Annotated in this window: 24 protein-coding genes; 12 read left to right on the top strand and 12 right to left on the bottom strand. The window is 44.6% G+C overall.

Features of this window, described 5'->3' with window-relative positions; translation table 11 throughout:
* The first annotated feature begins 17 nt into the window (after positions 1-17).
* Positions 18-761, top strand: a complete 744-nt coding sequence (gene trmD, locus NL646_RS14445; RefSeq protein ID WP_253664359.1) for a tRNA (guanosine(37)-N1)-methyltransferase TrmD — start codon at positions 18-20, stop codon at positions 759-761.
* Between the two features lie 41 nt (positions 762-802).
* Positions 803-1,156 carry a 50S ribosomal protein L19 gene (gene rplS, locus NL646_RS14440; RefSeq protein ID WP_145532528.1) on the top strand — a complete coding sequence of 118 codons (354 nt, stop codon included), beginning with the start codon at positions 803-805 and terminating at the stop codon, positions 1,154-1,156.
* Between the two features lie 393 nt (positions 1,157-1,549).
* On the opposite strand, the gene yacG is transcribed toward rplS, so the two are convergent.
* The 8 genes from yacG to nadC form a co-directional block, all read right to left on the bottom strand.
* Positions 1,550-1,744 carry a DNA gyrase inhibitor YacG gene (gene yacG, locus NL646_RS14435; protein ID WP_005462546.1) on the bottom strand — a complete coding sequence of 65 codons (195 nt, stop codon included), beginning with the start codon at positions 1,742-1,744 and terminating at the stop codon, positions 1,550-1,552.
* Between the two features lie 68 nt (positions 1,745-1,812).
* Positions 1,813-2,553 (bottom strand): cell division protein ZapD, encoded by a 741-nt coding sequence (gene zapD, locus NL646_RS14430; RefSeq protein WP_023624252.1) that lies wholly within the window; start codon positions 2,551-2,553, stop codon positions 1,813-1,815.
* A gap of 27 nt (positions 2,554-2,580) precedes the next feature.
* Positions 2,581-3,195, bottom strand: coding sequence for a dephospho-CoA kinase (gene coaE, locus NL646_RS14425; protein WP_005480887.1), 615 nt, complete (start codon positions 3,193-3,195; stop codon positions 2,581-2,583).
* On the bottom strand, positions 3,196-4,065 hold the full coding sequence (locus tag NL646_RS14420) for an A24 family peptidase (RefSeq protein WP_005493974.1): 870 nt from the start codon (positions 4,063-4,065) through the stop codon (positions 3,196-3,198).
* A gap of 64 nt (positions 4,066-4,129) precedes the next feature.
* The gene (locus NL646_RS14415; protein ID WP_083119974.1) at positions 4,130-5,353 is read right to left on the bottom strand and encodes a type II secretion system F family protein; all 1,224 of its coding nucleotides are present in this window, start codon (positions 5,351-5,353) and stop codon (positions 4,130-4,132) included.
* Positions 5,354-5,377: 24 nt separating this feature from the next.
* Complete coding sequence (gene pilB / locus NL646_RS14410; protein ID WP_253664358.1) at positions 5,378-7,063, bottom strand: type IV-A pilus assembly ATPase PilB; 1,686 nt, start codon at positions 7,061-7,063, stop codon at positions 5,378-5,380.
* Positions 7,063-7,521: a pilin gene (locus NL646_RS14405; protein WP_025536236.1), complete on the bottom strand. Its 459-nt coding sequence runs from the start codon at positions 7,519-7,521 to the stop codon at positions 7,063-7,065. The genes pilB and NL646_RS14405 overlap by 1 nt, the downstream gene beginning before the upstream one ends.
* A gap of 263 nt (positions 7,522-7,784) precedes the next feature.
* Entirely contained in the window at positions 7,785-8,672 is an 888-nt protein-coding gene (gene nadC / locus NL646_RS14400; protein ID WP_021450015.1) for a carboxylating nicotinate-nucleotide diphosphorylase, read from the bottom strand.
* A gap of 92 nt (positions 8,673-8,764) precedes the next feature.
* On the opposite strand from nadC, the gene ampD reads away from it, so the two are divergent.
* The 5 genes from ampD (at position 8,765) to lpdA (ending at position 16,803) form a co-directional block, all read left to right on the top strand.
* The gene (gene ampD, locus NL646_RS14395; RefSeq protein WP_253664375.1) at positions 8,765-9,316 is read left to right on the top strand and encodes a 1,6-anhydro-N-acetylmuramyl-L-alanine amidase AmpD; all 552 of its coding nucleotides are present in this window, start codon (positions 8,765-8,767) and stop codon (positions 9,314-9,316) included.
* Between the two features lie 405 nt (positions 9,317-9,721).
* Positions 9,722-10,489 (top strand): pyruvate dehydrogenase complex transcriptional repressor PdhR, encoded by a 768-nt coding sequence (gene pdhR / locus NL646_RS14390; RefSeq protein ID WP_005462576.1) that lies wholly within the window; start codon positions 9,722-9,724, stop codon positions 10,487-10,489.
* A gap of 48 nt (positions 10,490-10,537) precedes the next feature.
* Positions 10,538-13,201 (top strand): pyruvate dehydrogenase (acetyl-transferring), homodimeric type, encoded by a 2,664-nt coding sequence (gene aceE, locus NL646_RS14385; RefSeq protein WP_005462566.1) that lies wholly within the window; start codon positions 10,538-10,540, stop codon positions 13,199-13,201.
* A 19-nt stretch (positions 13,202-13,220) separates the two neighbouring features.
* On the top strand, positions 13,221-15,107 hold the full coding sequence (gene aceF, locus NL646_RS14380) for a pyruvate dehydrogenase complex dihydrolipoyllysine-residue acetyltransferase (protein ID WP_253664357.1): 1,887 nt from the start codon (positions 13,221-13,223) through the stop codon (positions 15,105-15,107).
* Between the two features lie 268 nt (positions 15,108-15,375).
* Positions 15,376-16,803 carry a dihydrolipoyl dehydrogenase gene (lpdA, locus tag NL646_RS14375; protein ID WP_005479684.1) on the top strand — a complete coding sequence of 476 codons (1,428 nt, stop codon included), beginning with the start codon at positions 15,376-15,378 and terminating at the stop codon, positions 16,801-16,803.
* Between the two features lie 127 nt (positions 16,804-16,930).
* On the opposite strand, the gene opaR is transcribed toward lpdA, so the two are convergent.
* Positions 16,931-17,545, bottom strand: a complete 615-nt coding sequence (opaR, locus tag NL646_RS14370; RefSeq protein ID WP_005479697.1) for a transcriptional regulator OpaR — start codon at positions 17,543-17,545, stop codon at positions 16,931-16,933.
* 318 nt (positions 17,546-17,863) lie between these two features.
* On the opposite strand from opaR, the gene hpt reads away from it, so the two are divergent.
* Positions 17,864-18,394, top strand: a complete 531-nt coding sequence (gene hpt, locus NL646_RS14365) for a hypoxanthine phosphoribosyltransferase (RefSeq protein ID WP_005479701.1) — start codon at positions 17,864-17,866, stop codon at positions 18,392-18,394.
* A 73-nt stretch (positions 18,395-18,467) separates the two neighbouring features.
* On the opposite strand, the gene can is transcribed toward hpt, so the two are convergent.
* A complete protein-coding gene (can, locus tag NL646_RS14360) occupies positions 18,468-19,136 on the bottom strand; it encodes a carbonate dehydratase (RefSeq protein ID WP_005462578.1) in 669 nt (222 codons plus the stop codon).
* 283 nt (positions 19,137-19,419) lie between these two features.
* Between can and NL646_RS14355 the strand changes: the two genes are divergently transcribed.
* From NL646_RS14355 to NL646_RS14340, 4 genes are all read left to right on the top strand, one after another.
* The gene (locus tag NL646_RS14355) at positions 19,420-21,090 is read left to right on the top strand and encodes a SulP family inorganic anion transporter (protein WP_253664356.1); all 1,671 of its coding nucleotides are present in this window, start codon (positions 19,420-19,422) and stop codon (positions 21,088-21,090) included.
* A 252-nt stretch (positions 21,091-21,342) separates the two neighbouring features.
* Positions 21,343-22,260: an ABC transporter ATP-binding protein gene (locus NL646_RS14350; protein WP_021450010.1), complete on the top strand. Its 918-nt coding sequence runs from the start codon at positions 21,343-21,345 to the stop codon at positions 22,258-22,260.
* Positions 22,261-23,031 carry an ABC transporter permease gene (locus NL646_RS14345; RefSeq protein WP_005479696.1) on the top strand — a complete coding sequence of 257 codons (771 nt, stop codon included), beginning with the start codon at positions 22,261-22,263 and terminating at the stop codon, positions 23,029-23,031.
* Positions 23,032-23,158: 127 nt separating this feature from the next.
* On the top strand, positions 23,159-24,088 hold the full coding sequence (locus NL646_RS14340) for a Kdo(2)-lipid IV(A) acyltransferase (RefSeq protein WP_253664355.1): 930 nt from the start codon (positions 23,159-23,161) through the stop codon (positions 24,086-24,088).
* A gap of 51 nt (positions 24,089-24,139) precedes the next feature.
* Here the strand turns inward: NL646_RS14340 and panC are convergent, their stop codons facing one another.
* Both panC and panB read right to left on the bottom strand, forming a co-directional pair.
* Positions 24,140-25,045, bottom strand: coding sequence for a pantoate--beta-alanine ligase (panC, locus tag NL646_RS14335; protein WP_005494000.1), 906 nt, complete (start codon positions 25,043-25,045; stop codon positions 24,140-24,142).
* Between the two features lie 11 nt (positions 25,046-25,056).
* On the bottom strand, positions 25,057-25,851 hold the full coding sequence (gene panB, locus NL646_RS14330; protein ID WP_005454450.1) for a 3-methyl-2-oxobutanoate hydroxymethyltransferase: 795 nt from the start codon (positions 25,849-25,851) through the stop codon (positions 25,057-25,059).
* Between the last annotated feature and the right edge of the window lie 24 nt (positions 25,852-25,875).

Raw genomic sequence — 25,875 nt, 5'->3', positions numbered from 1 at the left:
TACAGAGCGAGATAAACATGTGGGTTGGCGTTATTAGCCTTTTTCCTAAAATGTTCCGTTCTGTTACTGATTTTGGAGTAACAGGTCAAGCGGTTAAAAAAGGTCTTTTGTCGATTGAAACATGGAATCCTCGCGATTTCACTCACGACAAACATCGCACTGTCGATGACCGACCTTACGGTGGTGGCCCTGGTATGTTAATGATGGTTCAGCCTTTGCGCGATGCCATTCATACCGCTAAGAAAGCCTCACCGGGTAAGACGAAAGTCATTTACCTCTCTCCTCAAGGTCGTAAGCTCGACCAAAAAGGAGTCGAAGAACTGGCAACAAATGAGAATTTGCTTCTGATTTGTGGTCGTTATGAAGGGGTAGATGAGCGCATCATTCAATCTGAAGTCGACGAAGAATGGTCGATTGGGGATTTTGTGATGACGGGTGGTGAGATACCAGCCATGACGTTAATTGATTCTGTATCTCGGTTTATTCCGGGCGTATTAGGAGATTTTGCGTCAGCAGAAGAAGATTCTTTTGCTAATGGCTTGCTAGATTGCCCTCACTATACGCGTCCAGAAGTATTGGATGACAAAGAGGTGCCATCGGTACTGATGTCAGGCAATCACAAGGACATTCGTCAATGGCGACTAAAGCAGTCGCTGGGCCGAACTTGGCTGAGAAGACCAGAGCTCCTGGAAAACCTAGCTCTGACTGACGAACAGGAACAATTACTTGCAGAGTTCATTAGTGAGCATAATGCAAAGTAACCTAATTTATTTAGTATCAGTTTATTCTAGGAATTTTAAAAATGAGTAACATCATCAAGGCTCTTGAAGAAGAGCAAATGAAACAAGACCTACCTAAATTTGCACCAGGTGACACTGTTGTTGTTCAAGTTAAGGTAAAAGAAGGTGACCGTGAGCGTCTACAGGCTTTCGAAGGCGTTGTAATCGCAATCCGTAACCGTGGTCTACACTCAGCTTTCACTGTACGTAAGATCTCTAACGGTGAAGGTGTTGAGCGTACGTTCCAAACACACTCTCCAATCGTTGATAGCATCGAAGTTAAACGCCGTGGTGCAGTACGTCGTGCCAAGTTGTACTACCTACGTGAGCGTTCTGGTAAGTCAGCTCGTATCAAAGAGAAACTTGCTAAGAAGTAATGCTATAACTAGCGTTCTCATTAAACGGAGTCCTTTAGGGCTCCGTTTTTTTATGTTTGCCTCATAACTGGCTATTTCTCTTTCTACCGTTGTCATCGGTGCTTATGTATTGGTGTTCACTCCGCGCCTCTTCCTAGGTAGCAAGAAAAATATCTGCGTTCTGAGCTAAACAAATTGCTTGTGTTTAAATAACTCACTTAACCCGCTGATATAGAGTGGAACTGTAACTTGAAAGGTTACAACCCCGATAGTAGTGGAGAAGCCTTCAGGGAAAGTTTTCCGACAGGCAATAAAAAAGTTGACGCTTTCACGCCAACTTCCTCAACTTTTAGAACCTAGAACCTAGAACCTAGAACCTAGAACCTAGAACCTAGAACCTAGAACCTAGAATCTCTAGTATTGATCTTCTGACCAGCCGTCACTGTCTGACATATCTGGGGCGCCAGCAATGGCATTTTCTTCATCTGCCCACTCACCAAAATCGATCATTTGGCATTTTTTACTACAGAAAGGGCGATGAGGACTTTGTTCTCCCCATTCAACGTCGGTACCACATTGAGGGCATTGAACGATAGTAATTTTAGACATGGTTGAATCGTCCCATTGTAATCTTGGTATTAAAGCGAAGTATTTAGAATAATAGCTTGATGTTTTGATTAGCTACAAACGGCTAATTCAAACTCGACATCTTGTGTGCATGCCTGACCATTTTCAAAAGCCATAAATTTAATCGCAAAACGATTTTTATGACCTGAAATCATAGGGTAGACGCCATACTTCATAGGAATATGAAGTCGGAGGATATTTGCTTCATCTGCGTCACTTTGGAAGAATCCTGCGCGCGCGATTTGGGCTTTAAAATGACCGGTTTCACGAGCAAGTTTTAGCCACAAGGTGAGCGCATCGGAAAGCGGTTTCAAACTCTTTTGCCATTGGTTGGCATCATGCTTTTTACGTTCAATAGGCAGATGAAGCCAGTAATGTAATGCTGGTAAATCAAAGCAGCACGAGCCACCTGGCAGATTGAAACGTTGGCGAATAGAGCTAAGGAAGCGATCTTCTTTTAACGCTTGACCAAAACGCTCTGCACCCATTAATTGACTATGAACCACATCAATTTCGTTGAGTAAGGAATTGAGGGCTTCTTGATCAACACCTTCTACATTTAGCCAATGGCGATAGGAGAGGCGCTGTTTCTCAAGATCTTTAGCCAATTCACTTTTTAGTTGGATCTGTTCGAAGATCTCTACCATGTCAAAAAGAGCACGGAAAAAAAGTTGATACTGGTGATTATCGGCAAAACCAGAGGCCAAGTGAGCCTGACGCAGCAGAGACTCTACTCTTAGATAAATACGAGTTTTCTCATTTAACGGATGTTCAAATTTGTGCGTGGTCATCGACATAAGCCTTGGTGAGTTTCATTCCTATTTTCGCAGATTTTTCTTACACATGGCTAGGTACTTTTCGTGCAAATCTGTGATTTGAAGCAAAAGATCTGGGTCATTTGGATTGTTTTTAACCACATCGTCAGCGATATCGAGTCTCTGCTGTCTCGAAGCTTGAGAGGCGAGAATCGCATGTGCTTGCTCTTCGCTTACGTTGTCGCGTTTAACGGTGCGAGAAATTTGAGTTTCAGGTTCTACATCTACAACGAGGACACGATCGCACAAACTATCGAGGTTGTTTTCAACGAGCAATGGCACGACCAATAACGCATAATCCGACGTGACCTGTTGAAGGTCTTCTATCATTTTTTCTCGAATGATCGGATGTAACAATGCATTGAGCCAAGCTTTTTCTTCTGGATTAGAAAAGATTTTTTCGCGTAACTTGGCACGATCTAAGGTGTTGTCGTCATGCGTAATGTCTTGACCAAAATGTTGAATGATTGCATTTAACCCGGGAGTTCCAGGTTCGACGACTTCTCGTGCGACAATATCTGCATCGACAATATCAATTTTAAACTGCTGCTTGAACAGATTCGCTACGGTGGTTTTACCGCTGGCGATACCACCCGTTAAGCCTATTACCAAAGCCATTTACACTCCTAAAATTGACGTGAAGTACCAACTTAGAATTTGATCGCCCCAGATTAAGCTTGCCCATCCTGCAATCGCTAAATATGGGCCGAAAGGGAAAGCTCTCTCTATACCTTGTTTTTGTAGTCGTAACTGAACGAGCCCGAATATCACACCGACGACGGAAGAAAGTAGGATGATCATTGGTAATGATTGCCATCCTAGCCAAGCGCCAAGGGCAGCCAGCAATTTAAAATCACCGTAACCCATGCCTTCTTTACCAGTAAGCAGTTTGAAACCCCAATATACTGACCAAAGACACAAATAACCGGCAATCGCACCAATTACGGCGTCTTGTAGACTAACAGGGCTTATTTCTGTTAATGCTAACGCAATGCCAGCCCAAGTTAATGGTAATGTTAATTGGTCCGGTAGCAGCATAGTATCGAGATCGATAAAAGTCGCGGCTATTAAGACAAATGTGAAAAAGATTAACGCAACCGTAAAGTAGCTAAAGCCGAAATGATAAGCCACAAAACCAGCGCACGCTGCAGTGAGTAATTCTATCAGCGGATATCGAGGACTAATTGCGGTATGACAATGATGGCATTTTCCTTTTAACAGTAGCCAGCTGATTACAGGAATATTGTCTCGAATACGAATTGGCGTCGCGCAGTTTTGGCACGAAGAGCGAGGCACGCTTAATGTCAAAACTTCTTGAGGTGGCTTAATCTTATATTCAGGGAATGATTCGGCGCATTCACGGCGCCATTCTAATTCCATGATTTTAGGTAGCCGATAAATGACTACATTAAGAAAACTACCCACAATTAAACCGAAGATACTGGCAAACACCACGAATAGCCAAGGGTAGTACTGGAACACTTCCATATTTATCTCTTGAGCGATAAGTCAAATCAGCAACATGCTGTTTTGAAGGGATTAACGGTTCATTCTAGCCCAATACACTCATTAAGTTAAAGATTGGCAAGTACATTGCTGTGACCAGGCCACCGACAACGATACCTAAAAAAACGATAATTAATGGTTCTAAGATTTTACTGAGGTTATCGACGGTGTTGTCCACTTCAAACTCGTAAATTGTGGCGACTTTATTGAGCATATCGTCAAGTCGGCCGGATTCTTCGCCGATCATAACCATTTGCAGCACCAACTCAGGGAACACGTTGCAATTGCGCATTGCAACATACATCGGCATTCCTGCAGCGGTATCGCGATAAACCTCTTCGATAGCCAATTGATAATGCATATTTCCGGACGTTTTCGAGGTGGTTTTTAAACTGGTTAGAATCGGAATGCCCGCCGTAAAGCTCGTAGCGAGTGTTCGACTAAATTTTGCGATAGCGGCTTTCGATAAAACCGCCCCAAGGACTGGAAACTTAAGTACAGATCGGTTGAGCATTAAACGAAAAGAATCTGAACGCTTAGAGAGTACTCTCGCGGAGATCAATAAACTGATGGAACCAAGAGCGATAAATGGGCTCCAGTTTTGTGTCCAAGCGGAAAGCTCTAAGACTTGCCTTGTAAACCACGGCAATTCAGCACCAAAGCCCACAAACATTTTTTCAAACTCGGGAATGACCTTGGTTAGCATGATAAACGATACTCCCAGTGCAACTAGAATAACCATGGCTGGATATATTAGAGCCTTGATCACTTTGGCTCTAAGCTGCTCATTTTTTTCCCTGTAGGTGGCTAAGCGTTCGAACACTTCGGCTAAGTTGCCCGATTGTTCTCCTGTCGCAATCAGGTCGGTATACAGCGGGTCAAAATGGTTACTGGCGGTACGCATCGCTTTGGACATCGGCGTACCCGCTTCAACAGCCCGAGTTACACTCATCAAAATGGATTTCATTTCCGCCTTTTTGTGGTTATCAGAGACCAATTTCAATGCTTGTACTAGTGGCACACCAGTTACTAGCATCGTTGAGATTTGACGAGTGAAAACCGTGATGTCTTTTCCTTTTACGCGATGGCTAAGTTTGGTCAAAAAAGAGATGCTGCTTTTCTTTAGCTTTTTGATTTTGATGTGCTGGGCATCTAAGCGCTCTCGTACTTCGATTTCGCTCATTGCCAGAGTTTGACCAGAGGTCTTTTTCCCTGAGCTGTTAACGCCTTTCCAACGGAAGTTCTTTAATTGTGGTGTCGTAGTTTTCATAGGGGGTAACTGCTGATTAAAGGATTAGAAATAGAGTACGCGTTGTAACTCACTAAAGCTTGTGATGCCTTGCTTGAGTTTTTCTATTCCGGACATTTGCAAGGTGCTCATGCCGTTCGCAATAGCAAGCTTTTCCAGTTCATGTACCGAGGCTCCTTTAATAAGAGCTTCGGATAAAGATTCATCAAAGCGCATGACTTCATAGATACCCGTTCGGCCAGAATAACCATGGGTGCATTCGTTGCAACCATCTGGATTGGCTCTAAAAATTTTGTCAGTTGTTTGAATGCCTAGGTGCTGAAGTTGAACGGTATGCTCTTGCGGTTGTTTACAATATGGACAAAGTTTGCGAGCTAGGCGTTGGGCAATAATCAAACTAAGAGAAGAGGCGAGGTTAAAACTTTCTACGCCCATGTTTGATAAGCGAATGATGGTTTCAGCTGCAGAGTTGGTATGCAAAGTAGAGAGCACTAAGTGACCGGTTTGGGACGCCTTAATCGCGATTTCCGCAGTATCTAGGTCTCGAATCTCACCCACCATGACCACATCGGGATCTTGACGTAGAAAAGAACGTAGAGCTTCTGCAAAGCCAAAACCAATCTTAGGTTGGACTTGAACTTGGTTAATGCCCGATAAGTTAATTTCCACAGGATCCTCTGCTGTGGATATATTGATCTCTGGTTTATTGAGAATATTTAACCCAGTGTACAATGAAACAGTCTTGCCGCTTCCTGTTGGGCCTGTCATCAGAATCATACCTTGTGGACGACGCAGAGCCTCTAAATACAGCTGTTTTTGTTGCTCACTATAACCAAGCTTGTCGATATCCAGTGATGCGGAGCTGCTATCGAGCAGTCGTAGTACGATCTTCTCTCCAAACAAGGTAGGTAGAGTGGATACCCGCATATCAATCGCGGTGTCTTGATTCAGTTTGAGTTTAATTCGCCCATCTTGTGGTAAACGTCGCTCGGCAATATCAAGTTTAGAGAGAATTTTTATACGAGCTGATAAGCGACGACTCAAGTGATTTGGCGGTTGCTGAGTTTCGATCAAAATGCCATCGCAACGTAGACGAACTCGGTACATCTTTTCATAAGGTTCAAAGTGGATATCGGATGCGCCTTTACGCACCGCGTCCAACAGAATTTGGTTGATGTAGCGGCTAACGGGCGACTCGTCTTGGCTCAAGTCTTCGATATTGTCGATTTCATCTGCACCGACATCCACCAGACTCGCTAGCTCTTCTTGGTTGATCTCTTTGAGTTGGGAGCGTTCCTGACCGATGGCACGCCCGTACAAGCGTCGAATTGCTGTACTGAGTTCGCGAAAATCCGCCAACACCAACTCAACCTGTAAACCAGTGGCAAAGCGGAAATCATCTTCAGCTTGTTGATTCGTGGGGTCGGCAACCGCTAATAATAAAGTTGAAGGAGTACGGTGGAGTGGGAGTGCATTATGTCGTGTGATTAATTCACGTAGGCCGAGCTGTTGGCAAAGCGAAGCATATTCATATTGAGATAACTCGGGCTGACTTAGGCCAAAAATAGAACTTAAGTGCTCGGCCAGTTCGCTTGATGTGAAGAATCCAGAACTGAGTAAAGCTTCCGGCATCGAGATGCCAGAAGCTTTAACTTGCTCTATTAACGATTCTTCTTGGGAAAACGTCAGTAATCCTTTTTGACGAAGAACCGTAGAGAGGTTGGTGATCATTATTTACAAGTTTTAGGAAGCAATTCGCTACCCAAATCAGATGATGAGCAATCCCATCCTCCAGATGTTGCCGTTCGCGTAAGAGTCAGTTTTTTCCCTGAAACTAAAGCACTAACACCCGCACTAGCTGTTGTTGCAAATGTAAAAGAAATTTTGCCACCATCAGCACTTTGGTCTGTAAAAGCTACAGTTCCTAAATGCATTGATGGAACCCCTAGGGCCGTTGGTGTTGCATCAGAAGCTGAGCCATCTGGAAATAAACCGTTCTCTACAGTGTAAGCTTCTACATTAGTTTTAGCCCCTGTCAATGTTGCTAAAACAGATGCAACTTCACTTTTAGCTACATACTTTTGGTATTGTGGCATTGCAATCGCCGCCAAAACACCAATTACCGCCACCACAATCATCAATTCAATTAGCGTAAAACCTTGCTGTTTTTTCTGTTTACTGTGTTTCATTTTCTTTCCTTCTTAATGAAATAAATAATGCCCTTGCATTAGCGAAGGATTATGGAGACTTCATAAAGGTTGAAAATGGGGAAGAGATGGGGTCTCGAGTGAGGTAAAACTCTTTGGTGGAAAGTTGCATATCGTATGCAGAGTTTTGCGAGTAGTGCTATTTTTTTAGTGGATAAAAAGAAAGGGCCTAGTGGCCCTTTTTAATGATGAATTACTCACAACTCACTGAGTTAGTTGAAGTAATTTGAATTTTGTTGCTTGTGTTATTTGAAGCGCATCGAAAGATCCATCGCTTTTAGATGCTTAGTTAGTGCGCCTACCGAAATGTAATCGACTCCGGTTTCTGCGTATTCAGCGATAGTATCTAGAGTGATGTTGCCTGAGTTTTCTAAAGCGGCACGGCCTGCGTTAATCTCTACGGCTTCACGCATCATTTCTTTGGTGAAGTTATCTAGCATGATGATGTCGGCACCTGCGTCGATCGCTTCTTGTAGCTCAGCCAGGCTTTCTGTTTCTACTTCTACTGGTTTGCCAGGATTGAGTTCTTTTGCTGTGGTGATTGCTTGAGTAATTCCGCCACAAGCGATGATGTGGTTTTCTTTGATGAGGTAAGCGTCGAACACTCCGATACGATGGTTAAAACCGCCACCACAAGCAACGGCGTACTTCAGCGCACTTCGAAGACCTGGAATGGTTTTGCGAGTGTCTAACAAACGACAATCGGTATGCGCGATTTTTGCTGCATACTCAGCGGTTGTTGTTGCGCAACCAGAAAGGGTTTGAATAAAATTCATTGCGTTGCGCTCACCCGTTAATAGGTCACGAGCTGGGCCTGTTAGCGTGCAAAGTGTTTGGTTTGGCTTGACTTTATCACCATCTTTTACATGCCATTCGATAGTGACTTTGCCGCCAAGCTGTTTAAATACTTCATCTGCCCAAGCTTGACCACAAAACACACCGTGTTCACGAGTGATGATGGTTGCGGTATTCATTGCATCAGCAGGAATAAGAGATGCGGTGATATCTTGTGACGCATCCAACGTGCCACCTAGATCTTCTTTTAAGGTATCGGCGACAGAGCGGGTGATTTCTAAAGGAAGTTGTTGCTTGAGGTATTCTAGGCGTTCTTGGCTGTTGTGTGTGTTCTTCATCGCAAATCTAGTCTTGAAAGGGAGATGGCATCGAATGATACTCTCCGGTGTCAATAATTTCAGCAGTTAATTTGCAAACTATAGAGGTTGATATGTCCCCAATTATCGATAATGGATGGTTGACTCACGCAAAGCATGTTCCATCACCATTTTTTGATGCACGCAACAGCGAACACGATATCTCTCTATTAGTTGTTCATAACATCAGTTTGCCACCTAGTCAGTTTGGTGGGCCGTATATTGAAGATTTTTTCAGCGGCAATCTTGATCCTAACGCGCACCCATTTTTTGAGGTAATTCACAAAATGGGTGTTTCAGCGCATTGTTTAATTAAGCGCGACGGTGAGATTGTTCAGTTCGTTTCATTTCTTGATAGAGCATGGCATGCGGGGCAATCAAGCTTTGCCGGGAGAGACCGTTGCAATGATTACTCTATTGGCATTGAGTTAGAGGGAACAGAATTTGTGGCGTATACAGAAGAGCAATATCAATCACTTGCTCGATTAACTCAAGCCATCATGCACCAATATCCTCAAATTACCTTGCCGCGAATTACCGGTCATCAATACATTGCTCCCTTGAGAAAAAGCGATCCTGGTCTAAGCTTTGATTGGGTTAAATATAGGCAGCTGATTCAACGTTGATTTGTAGCAAAACTGTAAATTCAAAAAACGGAAATAAATAAGGCATACGATCAGGTATGCCTTTTTTTGATACGAGAAATATTAATGGTTGTTAAAAATTAACTACATTTTTACGACTAATGAGTTCGTTTTGGTGAATAAATAGACTGATCATTTTGTCATTTTTTGTATTTCTTTTCCAAAACCGCTAGCACGTCTAATTCCCATTTGTTTTGTTAATGTAATTGGTCAGACCAATTTTTTTGCCGTTTTAATAGTCAATTGTTATCAGAGTGTTGGTTGTAAGTCCGTTCTATGATTTAGGTCAATTTTTGGCTGGACAGTTGCGTTTTAATTATGTTAATTTCTGCACCAACTTAAAATTGGTATTACCAATTACCTGCAAGAGTAGAAGAACAATAAATTATGGCTTATCAAAGGATTCGTCAGCCAAAGCTCTCTGATGTTATTGAACAAGAGTTAGAAAGGTTGATTGTGGAAGGAACATTGTCTCCGGGGCAACAATTGCCACCAGAGCGTGAACTGGCGAAACAGTTCGATGTGTCTCGTCCTTCAGTCCGTGAAGCCATCCAACGCTTAGAAGCGAAACGTTTGTTAACTCGTCGCCAAGGTGGCGGTACTTTCGTTAGCGAAAACATCTGGAAAAGCTTTTCCGATCCTTTGCTGAATTTGTTGTCTAGCCACTCTGAAACCCAACTTGATTTGCTTGAGTCACGTCATGCAATGGAAGGGATTTCGGCGTATTTTGCAGCTTTGCGTGGTACCGAAGAAGATTTTGCACGCATTCAAGGCTGCCTTGAGCGCATTAGTAAAGAGCAAGCAAACAACGATATCGAAGCGGAATCAGCGGAAGTTATGCAGTTTTTAATTGCGATAACAGAAGCGGCTCATAATGTCGTGTTACTGCACATTGTGCGTAGCTTAGCTCCTCTACTTGAGCAAAACATTCTACAGAATTTTAAATTACTACGTCGCCGCCCTGAGGCGGTCGAGAAAGTGAGTAAACACCGAGCTAACATTGTGGATGCGATTGTTTCTGGTCAGCCTGAAAAGGCTCGTGAGATGTCTCATTCGCACTTGGCTTACATCGAAGAAACATTGTTGGATTTGACTCGAGAAGAGTCTCGACGAGAGCGTTCTCTGCGTCGAATTCAGCAGGGTAACAACTCGTAAGAGTGTTACTTAAATAAGTAGATCCAACCAACAGAAGGATAGATCGCCATGTCTGATATGAAGCATGACGTAGATGCACTGGAAACTCAAGAATGGCTACAAGCACTTGAGTCAGTTGTACGTGAAGAAGGTGTAGAACGCGCTCAGTACCTACTAGAGCAGGTTCTAGACAAAGCACGTCTAGACGGTGTTGATATGCCAACAGGTATCACAACTAACTACATCAACACGATTCCTGCAGACCAAGAGCCAGCTTACCCTGGTGACACAACGCTTGAGCGCCGTATTCGTTCCATCATTCGCTGGAACGCAATCATGATCGTTCTTCGCGCATCTAAGAAAGACCTAGAACTAGGCGGCCACATGGCGTCTTTCCAGTCTTCTGCTGCATTCTACGAAACATGTTTCAACCACTTCTTCCGTGCGCCAAACGAGAAGGATGGTGGTGACCTAGTTTACTACCAAGGTCACATCTCTCCGGGTATCTACGCTCGTGCGTTCGTTGAAGGTCGTCTAACTGAAGAGCAGCTAGACAACTTCCGTCAAGAAGTGGATGGTAAAGGTATCCCATCATACCCGCACCCTAAACTAATGCCTGAATTCTGGCAGTTCCCAACCGTATCTATGGGTCTAGGTCCGATCTCTGCGATCTACCAAGCTCGTTTCCTTAAGTACCTTGAAGGCCGCGGCATGAAAGATACTTCTGAGCAGCGCGTTTACGCGTTCCTAGGCGACGGTGAGATGGATGAGCCAGAATCACGTGGTGCTATCTCTTTCGCTGCGCGTGAGAAGCTAGACAACCTATGTTTCCTAATCAACTGTAACCTACAGCGTCTAGACGGCCCTGTAATGGGTAACGGTAAGATCATTCAAGAACTTGAAGGTCTGTTCAAAGGCGCTGGCTGGAACGTAGTGAAAGTAATCTGGGGTAACAACTGGGATTCTCTACTAGCTAAAGACACCACTGGTAAGCTTCTACAGCTTATGAACGAAACAATCGATGGCGATTACCAAACGTTCAAAGCGAAAGATGGCGCATACGTACGTGAGCACTTCTTCGGTAAGTACCCAGAAACTGCTGCACTTGTTGCTGACATGACTGACGACGAAATCTTCGCGCTTAAGCGTGGTGGTCACGAGTCTTCTAAGCTATACGCGGCATACAAAAACGCGGCAGAAACTAAAGGTCGTCCAACAGTAATCCTAGCTAAGACTGTTAAAGGTTACGGCATGGGTGAAGCGGCTGAAGGTAAGAACATCGCGCACCAAGTTAAGAAGATGGATATGACTCACGTACTACACCTACGTGATCGTCTAGGTCTACAAGACATCCTAACTGACGAAGCTGTGAAAGAACTTCCGTACCTGAAACTTGAAGAAGGTTCAAAAGAGTACGAATACCTACACGCTCGTCGTAAAGCGCTACACGGCTACACGCCACAGCGTCTACCAAACTTTACTCAAGAACTCATTGTTCCTGAGCTAGAAGAATTCAAGCCACTACTAGAAGAACAGAAGCGTGATATCTCTTCTACTATGGCATTCGTACGTGCACTTAACGTTCTACTTAAGAACAAAAACATTGGTAAGAACATCGTTCCTATCATTGCTGATGAAGCGCGTACATTCGGTATGGAAGGTCTGTTCCGTCAAATCGGTATTTACAACCCGCACGGCCAGAACTACACACCACAAGACCGCGACATCGTTTCTTACTACAAAGAAGCAACGTCAGGTCAGGTTCTACAAGAAGGTATCAACGAGCTAGGTGCTATGTCTTCATGGGTTGCTGCTGCGACTTCATACTCGACAAACGACCTACCAATGATCCCGTTCTACATCTACTACTCAATGTTCGGCTTCCAACGTGTTGGCGACATGGCGTGGATGGCGGGCGACCAACAAGCACGTGGTTTCCTACTAGGTGCAACCGCTGGTCGTACAACGCTGAACGGCGAAGGTCTACAGCACGAAGACGGTCACTCGCACATCATGGCGGGTACGGTTCCTAACTGTATCTCTTACGACCCAACATTCGCGTACGAAGTAGCAGTAATCATGCAAGACGGTATCCGTCGCATGTACGGTCCTGATCAAGAGAACGTGTTCTACTACCTAACGCTAATGAACGAAAACTACGCAATGCCAGCAATGCCAGAAGGCGCTGAAGAAGGCATCCGTAAAGGTATCTACAAGCTAGAAACTTACACGGGCGATAAAGCGAAAGTTCAGCTAATGAGCTCAGGTACTATCATGAATGAAGTACGTAAAGCAGCTCAAATCCTAAGCGAAGAGTACGGCGTTGCTTCTGATGTTTACTCTGTAACGTCATTCAATGAACTAACTCGCGATGGTCAAGATGCAGAGCGTTTCAACATGCTTCACCCAGAAGCGGAAGCGAAAGTACCTTACATCCAAACAGTAATGGGTACTGAGCCAGCTATCGCAGCAACTGACTACATGAAGAACTACGCAGAGCAGGTTCGTGCATTCATTCCTGCTGAGTCTTTCAAAGTTCTTGGTACTGACGGCTTCGGTCGTTCAGACAGCCGTGAAAACCTACGTCGTCACTTCGAAGTGAACGCAGGTTACGTAGTAGTAGCAGCACTAACTGAACTAGCGAAACGTGGCGAAGTTGAGAAATCTGTAATTGCTGAAGCAATTAAGAAATTCGACATCGACACTGAGAAAACTAACCCGCTATACGCTTAATTAAGAAGGTAGATAAGAAATGGCAATCGAAATTAATGTACCAGACATCGGTGCGGATGAGGTTGAAGTTACTGAGATTCTTGTAAGCGTTGGCGACAAGGTTGAAGAAGAACAGTCTCTGATCACTGTTGAAGGCGATAAAGCTTCTATGGAAGTTCCTGCTTCTCAAGCGGGTATCGTTAAAGAAATCAAAGTTGCAGAAGGCGACAAGGTTTCTACTGGTTCTCTAATCATGATTTTCGAAGCCGAGGGTGCAGCTGACGCTGCACCTGCTCCTGCGGCAGAAGCGGCTCCAGCAGCGGCTCCAGCTCCAGCAGCAGCGGCAGAACTGAAAGAAGTTCACGTACCAGACATCGGTGGTGACGAAGTTGAAGTTACTGAAATCATGGTAGCAATCGGCGACAGCATCGAAGAAGAGCAATCTCTTATCACTGTAGAAGGCGACAAAGCTTCTATGGAAGTTCCTGCACCATTCGCAGGTACGCTTAAAGAGATCAAAGTAGCAGCAGGCGATAAAGTATCGACTGGCTCTCTAATCATGGTATTCGAAGCTGCAGGTTCAGGTGCTCCAGCAGCTCCTGCGGCAGTTGAAGCTCCAGCGGCAGCAGCTCCAGCAGCGTCTGCGGCAAAAGAAGTTAACGTTCCAGATATCGGCGGCGACGAAGTTGAAGTAACTGAAATCATGGTTGCTGTTGGTGACACAGTGGAAGAAGAGCAATCTCTGATCACTGTAGAAGGCGACAAAGCTTCTATGGAAGTTCCTGCACCATTTGCTGGTACAGTTAAAGAAATCAAGATTGCAGCTGGCGACAAAGTGTCTACTGGCTCACTAATCATGGTATTCGAAGTGGCGGGCGCAGCACCTGCTCCGGTAGCGGCTCCAGCTCAAGCAGCAGCACCTGCAGCGGCAACTCCTAAAGCAGAAGCTCCAGCGGCAGCAGCTCCAGCAGCGACTGGCGATTTCAAAGAGAACGATGAGTACGCTCACGCGTCTCCAGTTGTTCGTCGTCTAGCTCGTGAGTTTGGCGTAAACCTTTCTAAGGTTAAAGGTTCTGGTCGTAAGAGCCGTATCCTGAAAGAAGACGTTCAGAACTACGTGAAAGAAGCGCTTAAGCGTCTTGAGTCTGGTGCAGCAGCATCTGGCAAAGGCGACGGTGCAGCTCTTGGTCTACTACCATGGCCAAAAGTGGACTTCAGCAAGTTCGGTGAGACAGAAGTACAACCGCTATCTCGCATTAAGAAGATCTCTGGTGCTAACCTACACCGTAACTGGGTAATGATCCCGCACGTTACACAGTGGGATAACGCAGACATCACGGCTCTTGAAGCATTCCGTAAAGAGCAAAACGCGATTGAAGCGAAGAAAGACACTGGCATGAAGATCACTCCACTAGTGTTCATCATGAAAGCGGCTGCTAAAGCACTTGAAGCGTTCCCAGCGTTCAACTCTTCTCTATCAGAAGACGGTGAGAGCCTAATTCTGAAGAAATACGTGAACATCGGTATCGCAGTAGATACGCCAAACGGTCTAGTTGTTCCTGTATTTAAAGACGTGAACAAGAAAGGCATCTACGAGCTATCTGAAGAGCTAATGGCTGTTTCTAAGAAAGCACGTGCAGGCAAGCTAACTGCTGCTGACATGCAAGGTGGCTGTTTCACTATCTCTAGCCTAGGCGGTATCGGCGGTACGGCGTTTACTCCAATCGTAAACGCGCCAGAAGTTGGTATCCTAGGTGTGTCTAAGTCAGAAATGAAACCTGTATGGAACGGTAAAGAGTTCGAACCGCGTCTACAACTTCCACTGTCTCTATCATACGACCACCGTGTGATCGATGGTGCTGAAGGTGCGCGCTTCATCACTTACCTAAATTCATGTCTATCTGACATTCGTCGTCTAGTTCTTTAATAGAAATTAGATGAATGAGAGGCGGCAATTTAGCCGCCTCTGCTAATAATAATTACCGGACAATTTGGTTATCTCCCTTATTCTCTACAGGGTTTTCACAATCGAATTGTTGTCTAGCTCACAGGCTAAATTGATTTACTTTTCACACCATTAACATCTCTGTAAACTGTTGGCGGTCTGAAAATAATTGTTTAAAACGAATAACTCTTAAACAGAAAAAATCGATACCCACTCAGCCTGTTAGGGATAATGACTACAAGAGGTCAAAATGAGCAAAGAAATTAAAGCCCAAGTTGTTGTACTTGGTTCTGGTCCTGCTGGTTACTCCGCTGCCTTCCGTTGTGCAGACTTAGGTCTTGAAACTGTACTTGTTGAACGTTACAGCACTCTAGGTGGTGTGTGTCTGAACGTGGGTTGTATCCCATCTAAAGCACTTCTACACGTTTCTAAAGTAATTGAAGAAGCGAAAGCGATGGCTGATCACGGCGTTGTGTTCGGCGAACCGCAAACAGACATCAACAAGATCCGTATCTGGAAAGAAAAAGTTGTTAACCAACTAACTGGCGGCCTAAGCGGCATGGCTAAGATGCGTAACGTAACAGTGGTAAACGGTTACGGTAAGTTCACTGGCCCTAACTCTATCCTTGTAGAAGGTGAAGGCGAGTCAACAGTGGTTAACTTTGACAACGCAATCGTTGCGGCTGGTTCTCGTCCAATCAAACTGCCATTTATCCCGCATGAAGACCCACGTATTTGGGACTCTACTGACGCTCTTGAACTGAAAGAAGTGCCAGAAAAACTGCTTATCATGGGCGGTGGTATCATCGGTCTAGAAATGGGTACGGTTTACCACTCTCTAGGTTCTAAAGTTGAAGTCGTTGAGATGTTTGACCAGGTAATCCCTGCAGCAGACAAAGATATCGTTAAGGTTTACACCAAGCGTATCAAAGACAAGTTCAAGCTAATGCTAGAAACGAAAGTAACAGCAGTTGAAGCGAAAGAAGACGGTATCTACGTTTCAATGGAAGGCAAAAAAGCACCTGCTGAAGCAGAGCGCTACGATGCGGTTCTAGTTGCTATCGGTCGTGTACCAAACGGCAAACTTATCGACGGTGAAAAAGCGGGTCTAGAAATCGACGAGCGCGGCTTTATCAATGTTGATAAGCAAATGCGTACTAACGTTCCTCACATCTTCGCGATCGGTGATATCGTTGGTCAGCCAATGCTTGCTCACAAAGGTGTGCATGAAGGCCACGTAGCGGCTGAAGTTATCTCTGGTAAGAAGCACTACTTTGACCCTAAAGTTATCCCTTCAATCGCGTACACTGAGCCAGAAGTGGCTTGGGTTGGTAAGACAGAGAAAGAAGCGAAAGCAGAAGGCATCAAGTACGAAGTGGCGACATTCCCATGGGCTGCATCAGGTCGTGCAATCGCATCTGACTGTTCAGATGGTATGACTAAGCTAATCTTCGACAAAGAAACTCATCGCGTAATTGGTGGTGCTATCGTTGGTACTAACGGTGGTGAACTACTAGGCGAAATCGGTCTGGCGATCGAGATGGGCTGTGATGCAGAAGATATCGCTCTGACTATTCACGCTCACCCAACTCTACACGAGTCTGTAGGTCTAGCTGCTGAAGTATTTGAAGGTTCAATCACTGACCTGCCAAACAAAAAAGCAGTTAAGAAGAAGTAAGTTCTCTTACTGAAAGAATAATAAAAACCGCTGAATATCAGCGGTTTTTTTGTATTTGAATGTTCGAAGCGGCCAAACATAAAAAAGCCCACCATGTGGTGGGCTTGTTCGTGTTCAAATCTGAGCTTTAGTGTTCGCGATTGTAGATGCAAAGCATATCTAGGTAAGCGCTCACGAGCTCTTTCAACTCGGCTTCACCTTTGAAGCGGTTTGCTTGTACGAACAGCGAGTAACAAATACCGTGGAATAGATTTGCCAAGTGTTCTGAATCGTGTTGATCACACACTTCACCGCGTTCAATCGCTTTAATGAACATGTTTTGAACCAGTAATTGGTTAGTGCGGTTGGTAGACACAAATAGAGGCCAAACTTCATCACGAGTTGATGCGCTCCACTCGAACCAAACTTTCAGCCAGTGACAATCTTGGCTTACAAGCTCGATCATCGCATTGGTGATGTTTGCGATGTTTTCACGAGCGTGTATGTCTAGGTCGATATTGTCCGAAAGGAAATTCGAGAACTGACGGACAACATGGTTGAGAACTTCATCAACCAAATCCTCGCGAGTTGGGAAGTAGTTAAAAACGGTTGCAACAGACACTTGCGCAATTTCAGCAATATCTGCGTGACCACCACGGCCAATACCACGGCGTGCAAATACTTCTAACGCGATTTCCATGAGTTGTTGCTTACGTTTAAGAGGAGAAAGCCTAGTTCTAGGTCTCTTTGCAATTGAGTCCATATCCATTTTCCTTGCCATTTGAGTTGTTGTTGGGGGTAACCCCCTAATTGATTATTTTAATAATTGCTTTAAGCAGTGATGAGTGTAATGGTGCATATGCACAAGGTCAACATCTGATGGATAATTTATAGACAGTAATGTCATTATTATTGATAAGTTTTGCTGTAAACTTTCGAAAATTTGGCAGCGCTCCCAAGAATTTTCCGCAAAAGGATGTGACTTTCAACCCACTCTTCGTGGTGATACACTACACGCCGTAAGATTAGGTGATCGTTTGCGTGCGACCTACCTCAACCCACAAACTAAATTGAGCACAGTATGAAACATACAATAGAAGTCATGATTTCTGAGCAAGAAGTTCAGGAACGAATTCGTGAATTAGGCAAACAAATTACAGAGCGTTACCAAGGCAGTGAAGACCTAGTTTTGGTTGGCTTGTTGCGTGGTTCTTTTGTATTTATGGCCGACCTAGCGCGTGCTATTGAACTGACTCATCAAGTTGATTTTATGACGGCATCAAGCTACGGCAACACGATGGAAAGCTCACGCGATGTACGCATCTTGAAAGATTTGGATGATGACATTAAAGGCAAAGACGTTTTGCTTGTTGAAGACATCATTGATACAGGTAACACGCTAAATAAAATTCGCGAAATCCTATCGCTACGTGAACCTAAATCTATCGCGATTTGTACGCTACTAGACAAGCCATCTCGCCGTGAAGTAAATGTGCCAGTTGATTGGATTGGTTTCGAGATCCCTGACGAGTTCGTTGTTGGTGTTGGTATCGATTACGCTCAAAAATACCGTCACCTACCATTCATCGGTAAAGTGGTTCCTCAAGAATAATTGAGTTCACTATTCGAAATACAAAAAAACGCCCATATAAATGGGCGTTTTTTATTTATTCAGATTTTATGGCTTAGCGACACAGAAGCTTATTGTCAGGGTTTAAAATCGTCGACAGTGCTTTCTGGTACGATGCTTCAACGGTCTCTTTAGAATTAGAGCGAATACCTAAATATTCAAGGCGACCATCTTCAATTCCGTATACGACACCATGAATTTCGACATCTTGCCCGCGCTCCCACGCGTTTTGCATGATGGTTGAATTGCCTAGGTTATAAACTTGTTCTGCAACGTTAATTTCACCAAGCTTATCGGCACGATCTTCAACAGGCATTTGATCTAAGTAAGAACGATGCTTGAAGTAAAGATCTCTGATGTGCAGTAGCCAGTTATTGATAAGCCCGAGTTGAGGGTTATCTATCGCTGCGTTAACACCGCCGCAACCGTAGTGACCACACACAATAATGTGCTTCACCTTGAGTACATCAACGGCGTATTGAACAACGGAAAGGCAATTGAGGTCTGTGTGAATGACTTGGTTTGCAACATTGCGGTGAACAAATAATTCACCGGAGTAAAGGCCGGTTAATCGTTCTGCGGGTACTCGACTATCGGAGCAGCCAATCCAAAGAAAATCAGGCTTTTGGCCTTCGGCGAGCTTAGCGAAATATTCAGGACGATCAGATTTGATTTCTTCCGACCATTTTGAATTATTCTCAAATAACTGTTTAATTTCCGGCATCTTGCAAACTACTTCCCTTAAATGACAAAAGCACTCATCGCAATTGAAACATATCAAGCGATCAGCGTTGTAACTATACACAATGTTACAATTTCGATCCCGTTAAATATGCGTCAGACAGGACTCATCTGACGTGTTCTTGGAAATAAATTCGTACAATTCAGACCGCTTATTAGATAACGAATTAAGCCATAATTTATTTATGGTTTAATTTTTCACATTCCTCGTTAAAGTAATGACATTTTACTTATTTAATTTTGAAATTAATGCAGGGAGCTAAACGGTGTTCGGTAGTCGTTTTAAAGATATCAATTTCAAAGGGGATATATTTGGCGGGGTGACCACGGCCATTATTTCTCTCCCTTTGGCGTTGGCGTTCGGGGTTGCTTCGGGGGCGGGCGCAGAAGCTGGCCTTTGGGGCGCCATAATGGTGGGCTTGTTTGCCTCCTTGTTTGGTGGCTCAAATACACTTATCTCAGAACCCACGGGTCCGATGACGGTGATCATGACAGCCGTATTGACCAGTATGATGGCGAAGTACCCTGAAACAGGTATGGCGATGACGTTTACTGTTGTCATGATGGCGGGTGCATTTCAGATCTTGCTTGGAACGCTGAAGATGGGTAAATACGTTACCTTAATGCCTTACAGCGTGATCTCCGGCTTTATGTCGGGTATTGGTGTCATACTTATCATTCTTCAATTGTCGCCACTCCTGGGGCACGCTGCGCCTACGGGAGGAGTGCTAGGAACATTATCTGCGCTGCCTGAAACCATTTCTAATCTAAAATTTAACGAGCTTTTCCTTGGCTTGCTGACATTAGGCATTCTGTTCTTTTTCCCAAAGAAGTATCGCAAATATGTACCCGCCCAGTTGGTGGCACTGGTCGCAGTGACCTTATTGTCGGTGATGTTGTTTGATACGGAAGATATCCGCCGTATCGGGGAAATTCCGGCTGGCCTGCCATCTTTGGTCGCGCCACATATCGACCCCGATATGTTCGTTGAAATGGTCATCGATGCATTGGTGTTAGGTACGCTCGGTTGTATTGATACCTTGTTAACGGCGGTTATCGGTGACTCACTTACCCGTAAAGAGCACGATTCCGACAAAGAGCTTCGTGGTCAGGGCTTAGCGAATATGATTTCAGGTTTATTCGGTGCACTTCCAGGAGCGGGTGCGACGATGGGCACGGTGACAAACATCCAAGTTGGCGCTCGCTCTCCATTATCTGGTGTGGTACGAGCCTTAGTACTGGCTCTGGTTGTTTTGGTGGCTGGTGGATTAACCGAACCTATCCCAATGGCTGTGCTAGCAGGCATCGCGGTGTACGTTGGCTTTAACATCTTAGACTGGAGCTTTATTCAGCGCGCGCATAAGGTCAGTTTTTCTGGCATGGCGATCATGTATGGCGTGATGCTACTGACGGTGTTTGTTGATCTCATTGTGGCCGTTGGTTTGGGTGTGTTTGTTTCAAACATCATGATTATTGAGCGCTTGAGTCGCGAACAAGCTCGTCAGGTAAAAGCCATCAGTGATGCCGACGAAGACGATGTGCCACTGACGGACAGTGAACGAGGATTGTTAGATCTCGCCAATGGGCGAGTGTTGTTCTTCTATCTCTCTGGCCCAATGATTTTCAGTGTGTCTAAGGCCATTTCTCGTCAACACACCAGTATTTCTGATTACGACGTGATGATCTTGGATTTGACCGATGTTCCTATGCTGGATGTTACGGTGGGCCTAGCACTCGAAAACGCCATTAAAGACGCGTTAGATGCTCGCTGTGAAGTGTACTTGTTGTGTCCGAATCAGCGTACTCGCGAGCAACTCGAGAAGTTTCATGTCATCGACCTAGTGCCGGACAACAATATGTATCAGTTCCGCTACGAAGCCTTGAATGCGGCTGTCGCGCATGTTGAATCGGATCAATACCAGCGAATGACAGCTTAATTTTTACGTTCTGTATGAAAGCGCTGCTCAGTCTGTTTAGCAGCGCTTTTTTTGTTTCCCCTTAACCCCCTCAATTGAAAACCTTGAAAATTACAAGGTTGATATTTCCAATATTGTCGAAAGGTTTAATTGTAATCATCGTTATTCGACGATAAACTAATGAAACTTTCTCCAGCTTCCTACTAAGCTTCAGGTGATGCTTATCTTGGAACTGGTCATCCCAATTCACTAACAGATGGCAATCATTACGCTATGTACGCATTAGAAATTGAACAATTACGTAAAACGTATGCGGGCGGCTTTGAAGCGTTAAAAGGCATCAGTCTACAAGTTAAAAAAGGTGACTTTTACGCGCTTCTTGGACCTAACGGTGCAGGAAAATCAACCACGATCGGCATCATCTCTTCTTTGGTTAATAAGACTTCTGGAGTAGCAAAAGTTTTTGGTTATGACATTGATACTGATTTAGAACTTGCCAAGCAAAACCTTGGTTTAGTGCCTCAAGAATTCAACTTCAACCAATTTGAAACGGTTGAGCAGATCGTCATTCAACAAGCGGGTTACTATGGTGTTTCTAAAATTCTGGCAAAAGATCGAGCCGAAAAATACCTGAAGAAGCTCGATTTATGGGAGAAGCGCAAAGAGCGTGCCCGTAACTTATCGGGTGGTATGAAGCGTCGTTTGATGATTGCTCGCGCGCTCATGCACGAACCAAAACTGCTGATTTTGGATGAGCCGACGGCTGGGGTGGACATTGAGCTGCGTCGTTCAATGTGGGATTTCCTCAAAGAAATCAATCAGCAGCAAGGGATCACTATCATTCTTACTACGCACTATTTAGAAGAAGCGGAAATGCTGTGTCGCAACATAGGCATTATCAATCGCGGCGAGTTGATTGAAAACACCACCATGAAAGCGTTGCTCAGCAAACTCAGCGTAGAAACCTTTATTCTAGATATCGAGACTGACGGCGAAGTGCCTGAGTTGAATGGTGTCAATCGTCAAAGCTTAATCGATGGCTCATTAGAAATTGAGTTAGATAAAAGCCAAGGTCTCAATGCGGTGTTTGCTCAATTAACGGAACATGGCGTGAAAGTGCTGTCGATGCGCAATAAAGCCAACCGATTAGAAGAACTGTTTGTCAGCATTGTCAGAGAGGGGAGCAAGTAAATGTACCAACTGTATTGGACGGCATTTCGTAGTTTGCTGGGTAAAGAGGTGACGCGCTTCTCGCGTATTTGGGTACAAACTTTGGTGCCTCCAGCGATTACGATGACGCTGTACTTCATCATCTTCGGTAATCTGATCGGTTCTCGAATTGGTGAAATGAGCGGATTTAGCTACATGGAATACATCGTGCCGGGTTTGATCATGATGTCGGTGATCACCAACTCATATTCAAATGTCGCATCTTCATTCTTTAGTGCAAAACTGCAAAAGAACATCGAAGAGTTGTTGGTTGCACCTGTGCCAAACTACGTCATCATCGCAGGTTATGTCATGGGTGGTGTAACCCGTGGCTTGCTGGTTGGTGCTATTGTGACGTGCGTGTCGCTGCTGTTTGTGGATCTACAGGTTGAGCACTGGGGCATTATTGTGGCGACGGTATTTATGACGTCGGTGGTGTTTGCTCTTGGTGGATTGATCAATGCGGTTTACGCAAAGACGTTTGATGACATCTCAATCATTCCTACGTTTGTATTAACGCCGCTTACCTATCTTGGCGGTGTGTTTTATTCGATTAGCCTGTTGCCTGAGTTTTGGCAAGGTGTATCGAAAATCAACCCAATTGTTTACATGGTGAATGCATTCCGTTACGGATTTTTAGGCGTATCGGATGTTGGTATCGTGACTTCATTTAGTGTACTTGGTGTGTTTGTTGTGGTGCTGTACGCCATTGCCCACTACTTGGTAACAAAAGGGATTGGGCTACGAAGCTAAGCCATGCTCATAAAGAAAAGAGCAGCGATTTACGCTGCTCTTTTGCATGCACAACAATACATACCCATACAATCTTCCGGTTTTTATCATGATAGGTTTCAATCATTTGTAATAAATGAGTGATCCTATGAATATTGTCCCGCCGCCGATTTTTTCCTATCAGTTACTCAAGCCCAAATATTGGTCTGTTTGGCTGGCATTTGGAGCTCTAGCAATCATTGTTAATGTACTGCCGTATGTGGTTTTACGAATCTTAGGTAGAAGCATCGGTTGCGTTGCGATGCAGTTAATGAAGCGCCGATACAAGATCGCTTTGCGTAATCTTCAGCTATGTTTTCCTGACTATACAGATTGGCAATGCAAGGATGTGGTACGAAAAAACTTTCAATACACGGGAATGGCGCTCATCGAAACTGGTATCGCTTGGTTTTGGCCTGACTGGCGAATTAATCGCATAACTTCTATTGTTGGCAAAGATCGTCTGCTCACAGAGGAAAAGAACGGTCGCGGTGTATTAGTGGTGTGTAGTCACCATTTGAACTTGGAAATAACCGCTCGTATCTTTAGCCAATTTGCCAAAGGCTATGGTGTTTATCGACCAAACTCAAACCCTGCTTATGAATTTATTCAACATCGAGGCCGAACTCGTTTTGGGCATCAAATGATCGATCGAAAAGACGTGAAATCAATGCTCAAAGTTTTGAAAAATGGCCATCGACTTTGGTATTTACCTGATCATGATTATGGTGCCAGCCATTCTGTTTTTGCACCGTTTTTTGCCGTTGAACAAGCTGCGAGCACAGTGGGGTCTAGTGTGCTTATTGACGCAACAAAGTGCGCGGTCATATCAGGTGTCACAGTGAGCAGGAATCATCACTACACGTTGTATATTGGGAAGGATCTCAGTGAGTATTTTGAAAAGCGTAATGCGATGAAAGCGGCAAGTATCTTGAACCAAGAACTCGAAAAAATGATAAGACGCGATATTCCTGCGTGGATGTGGTTGCACAAACGGTTTAAAACACGTCCTGAAGGATTTGATTGCGTCTATTCGTAGAACATAAAAAAGGTCGACACAAGGTCGACCTTTTTCTTTTGAGCGTTTGGCTTATTCAGCGTTTGCTGTGGTGCCATCATTAGATTCTGCTTCATCTTTCGATTCTACAACCATATCAACGGTTTGGTTGTCGATAAGACGAGCTTGACCTAAGAATGCCGACATCAGAATGACAGCTTGCGTCGTTTCTGGTGTGATCACTTGCAGAGTACGAGCATCACGAATGAAGATCTCATCAGGATGAAGACCGGCAGCGCGTAGCTGATCATTTGCATCTTCAATGATGGATGCGTAATCATCGCGGCCACCACGAATGGCACTGCTGATCCAACGCATTGTACGAGCAAGTACTGGAGCACGTTGACGTTCATCCAATGTCAGCAGGCCATTACGTGAACTCATTGCTAAGCCGTCCATCTCTCGTACGGTTGGTACACCAATGATTTCAATATCCATTGCTAGGTCATCAACCATCTTGCGGATAACAGCAAGTTGTTGGAAGTCCTTCTCGCCGAAGCATGCTACATCCGGTTGTACGATGTTAAATAGCTTATTCACAATGGTCGTCACGCCACGGAAGTGACCTGGGCGAGACGCGCCTTCTAGAATTGTTGAGAGGCCAGGAACATCGACGAAGGTTTGCTTATCCAGACCTTCTGGGTAGATGATTTCTGGAGTTGGCGTGAATACCACATCGACGCCTTCTGCCGTCAACTTGCTTAAGTCTTCTTCAAGCGTACGCGGGTAGTTATTTAAATCGTCTGCACGATCAAATTGCATCGGGTTTACAAAGATGCTTACGACAACGATATCAGCGTATTCGCGCGCTTTACGCACTAAAGTTAAGTGACCTTCGTGAAGGTTGCCCATTGTAGGGACGAAGGCAATTTTACGACCTTCACGTTTAAAGGTTTTAAGGTGTTCACGAACTGCTGAGATTTCCGCAAAAGTTTGCATGCTTTTATCCTCTAGGCAATGGTATGAGCGTCGTCTGGGAATACACCGTTTGCTACATCTTCAATGTATTTTGCAACGGCTTTGCGCATATCACCTGTTTCAGCAAGGAAGTTTTTGGAGAATTTAGGCATGTAGTTGGCAGAGATGCCGAACATATCATGCATTACAAGAATCTGACCATCCGTTACGTTACCCGCACCGATACCGATAACTGGTACGTCGAGTACTTTAGTAATGCGTTCTGCCAGTTCAGCAGGCACACATTCTAGTAGGACGATTTGAGCGCCTGCTTCTTGTAGCGCTAACGCATCTTTTACCATGCGATCCGCTTTTTCTTGATCGCGACCTTGGATTTTGTAACCACCAAAAATGTTAACAGACTGAGGGGTTAAACCAAGGTGAGCACAGACTGGCACTGCGCGTTCAGTAAGCATCTTAACGGTATCAACTAGCCAGTCGCCGCCTTCGATTTTTACCATGTTTGCGCCTGCGCGCATCAATTTTGCCGCGTTCTCACACGCTTGCTCTGGTGTTGCGTAGCTCATGAATGGCATATCGGCCATTAGCAAGCAATTCGGGCTGCCAGCACGCACACAGCGAGTGTGGTACACGATGTCGTCTACCGTTACTGGTAGCGTATCGTTTTCACCTTGCAATACCATACCAAGTGAATCACCAACTAAAAGAACGGGCATTTCTTGGCTTTCAAAAAGTTGTGCAAAGCTCGCATCGTAAGCGGTTGAAGTAGCAAATTTACGACCTTCTTGCTTCCACTTGATAAGGTCGTTGATGGTCATCTTTTTCATTGTTTTATCCTTACTAGGAGCTGG

This window comes from Vibrio sp. Y20_XG_PY13 (assembly GCF_024181925.1).
GTDB lineage: Bacteria > Pseudomonadota > Gammaproteobacteria > Enterobacterales > Vibrionaceae > Vibrio > Vibrio parahaemolyticus.
This window is presented reverse-complemented; position numbering and strand designations above follow the sequence as displayed.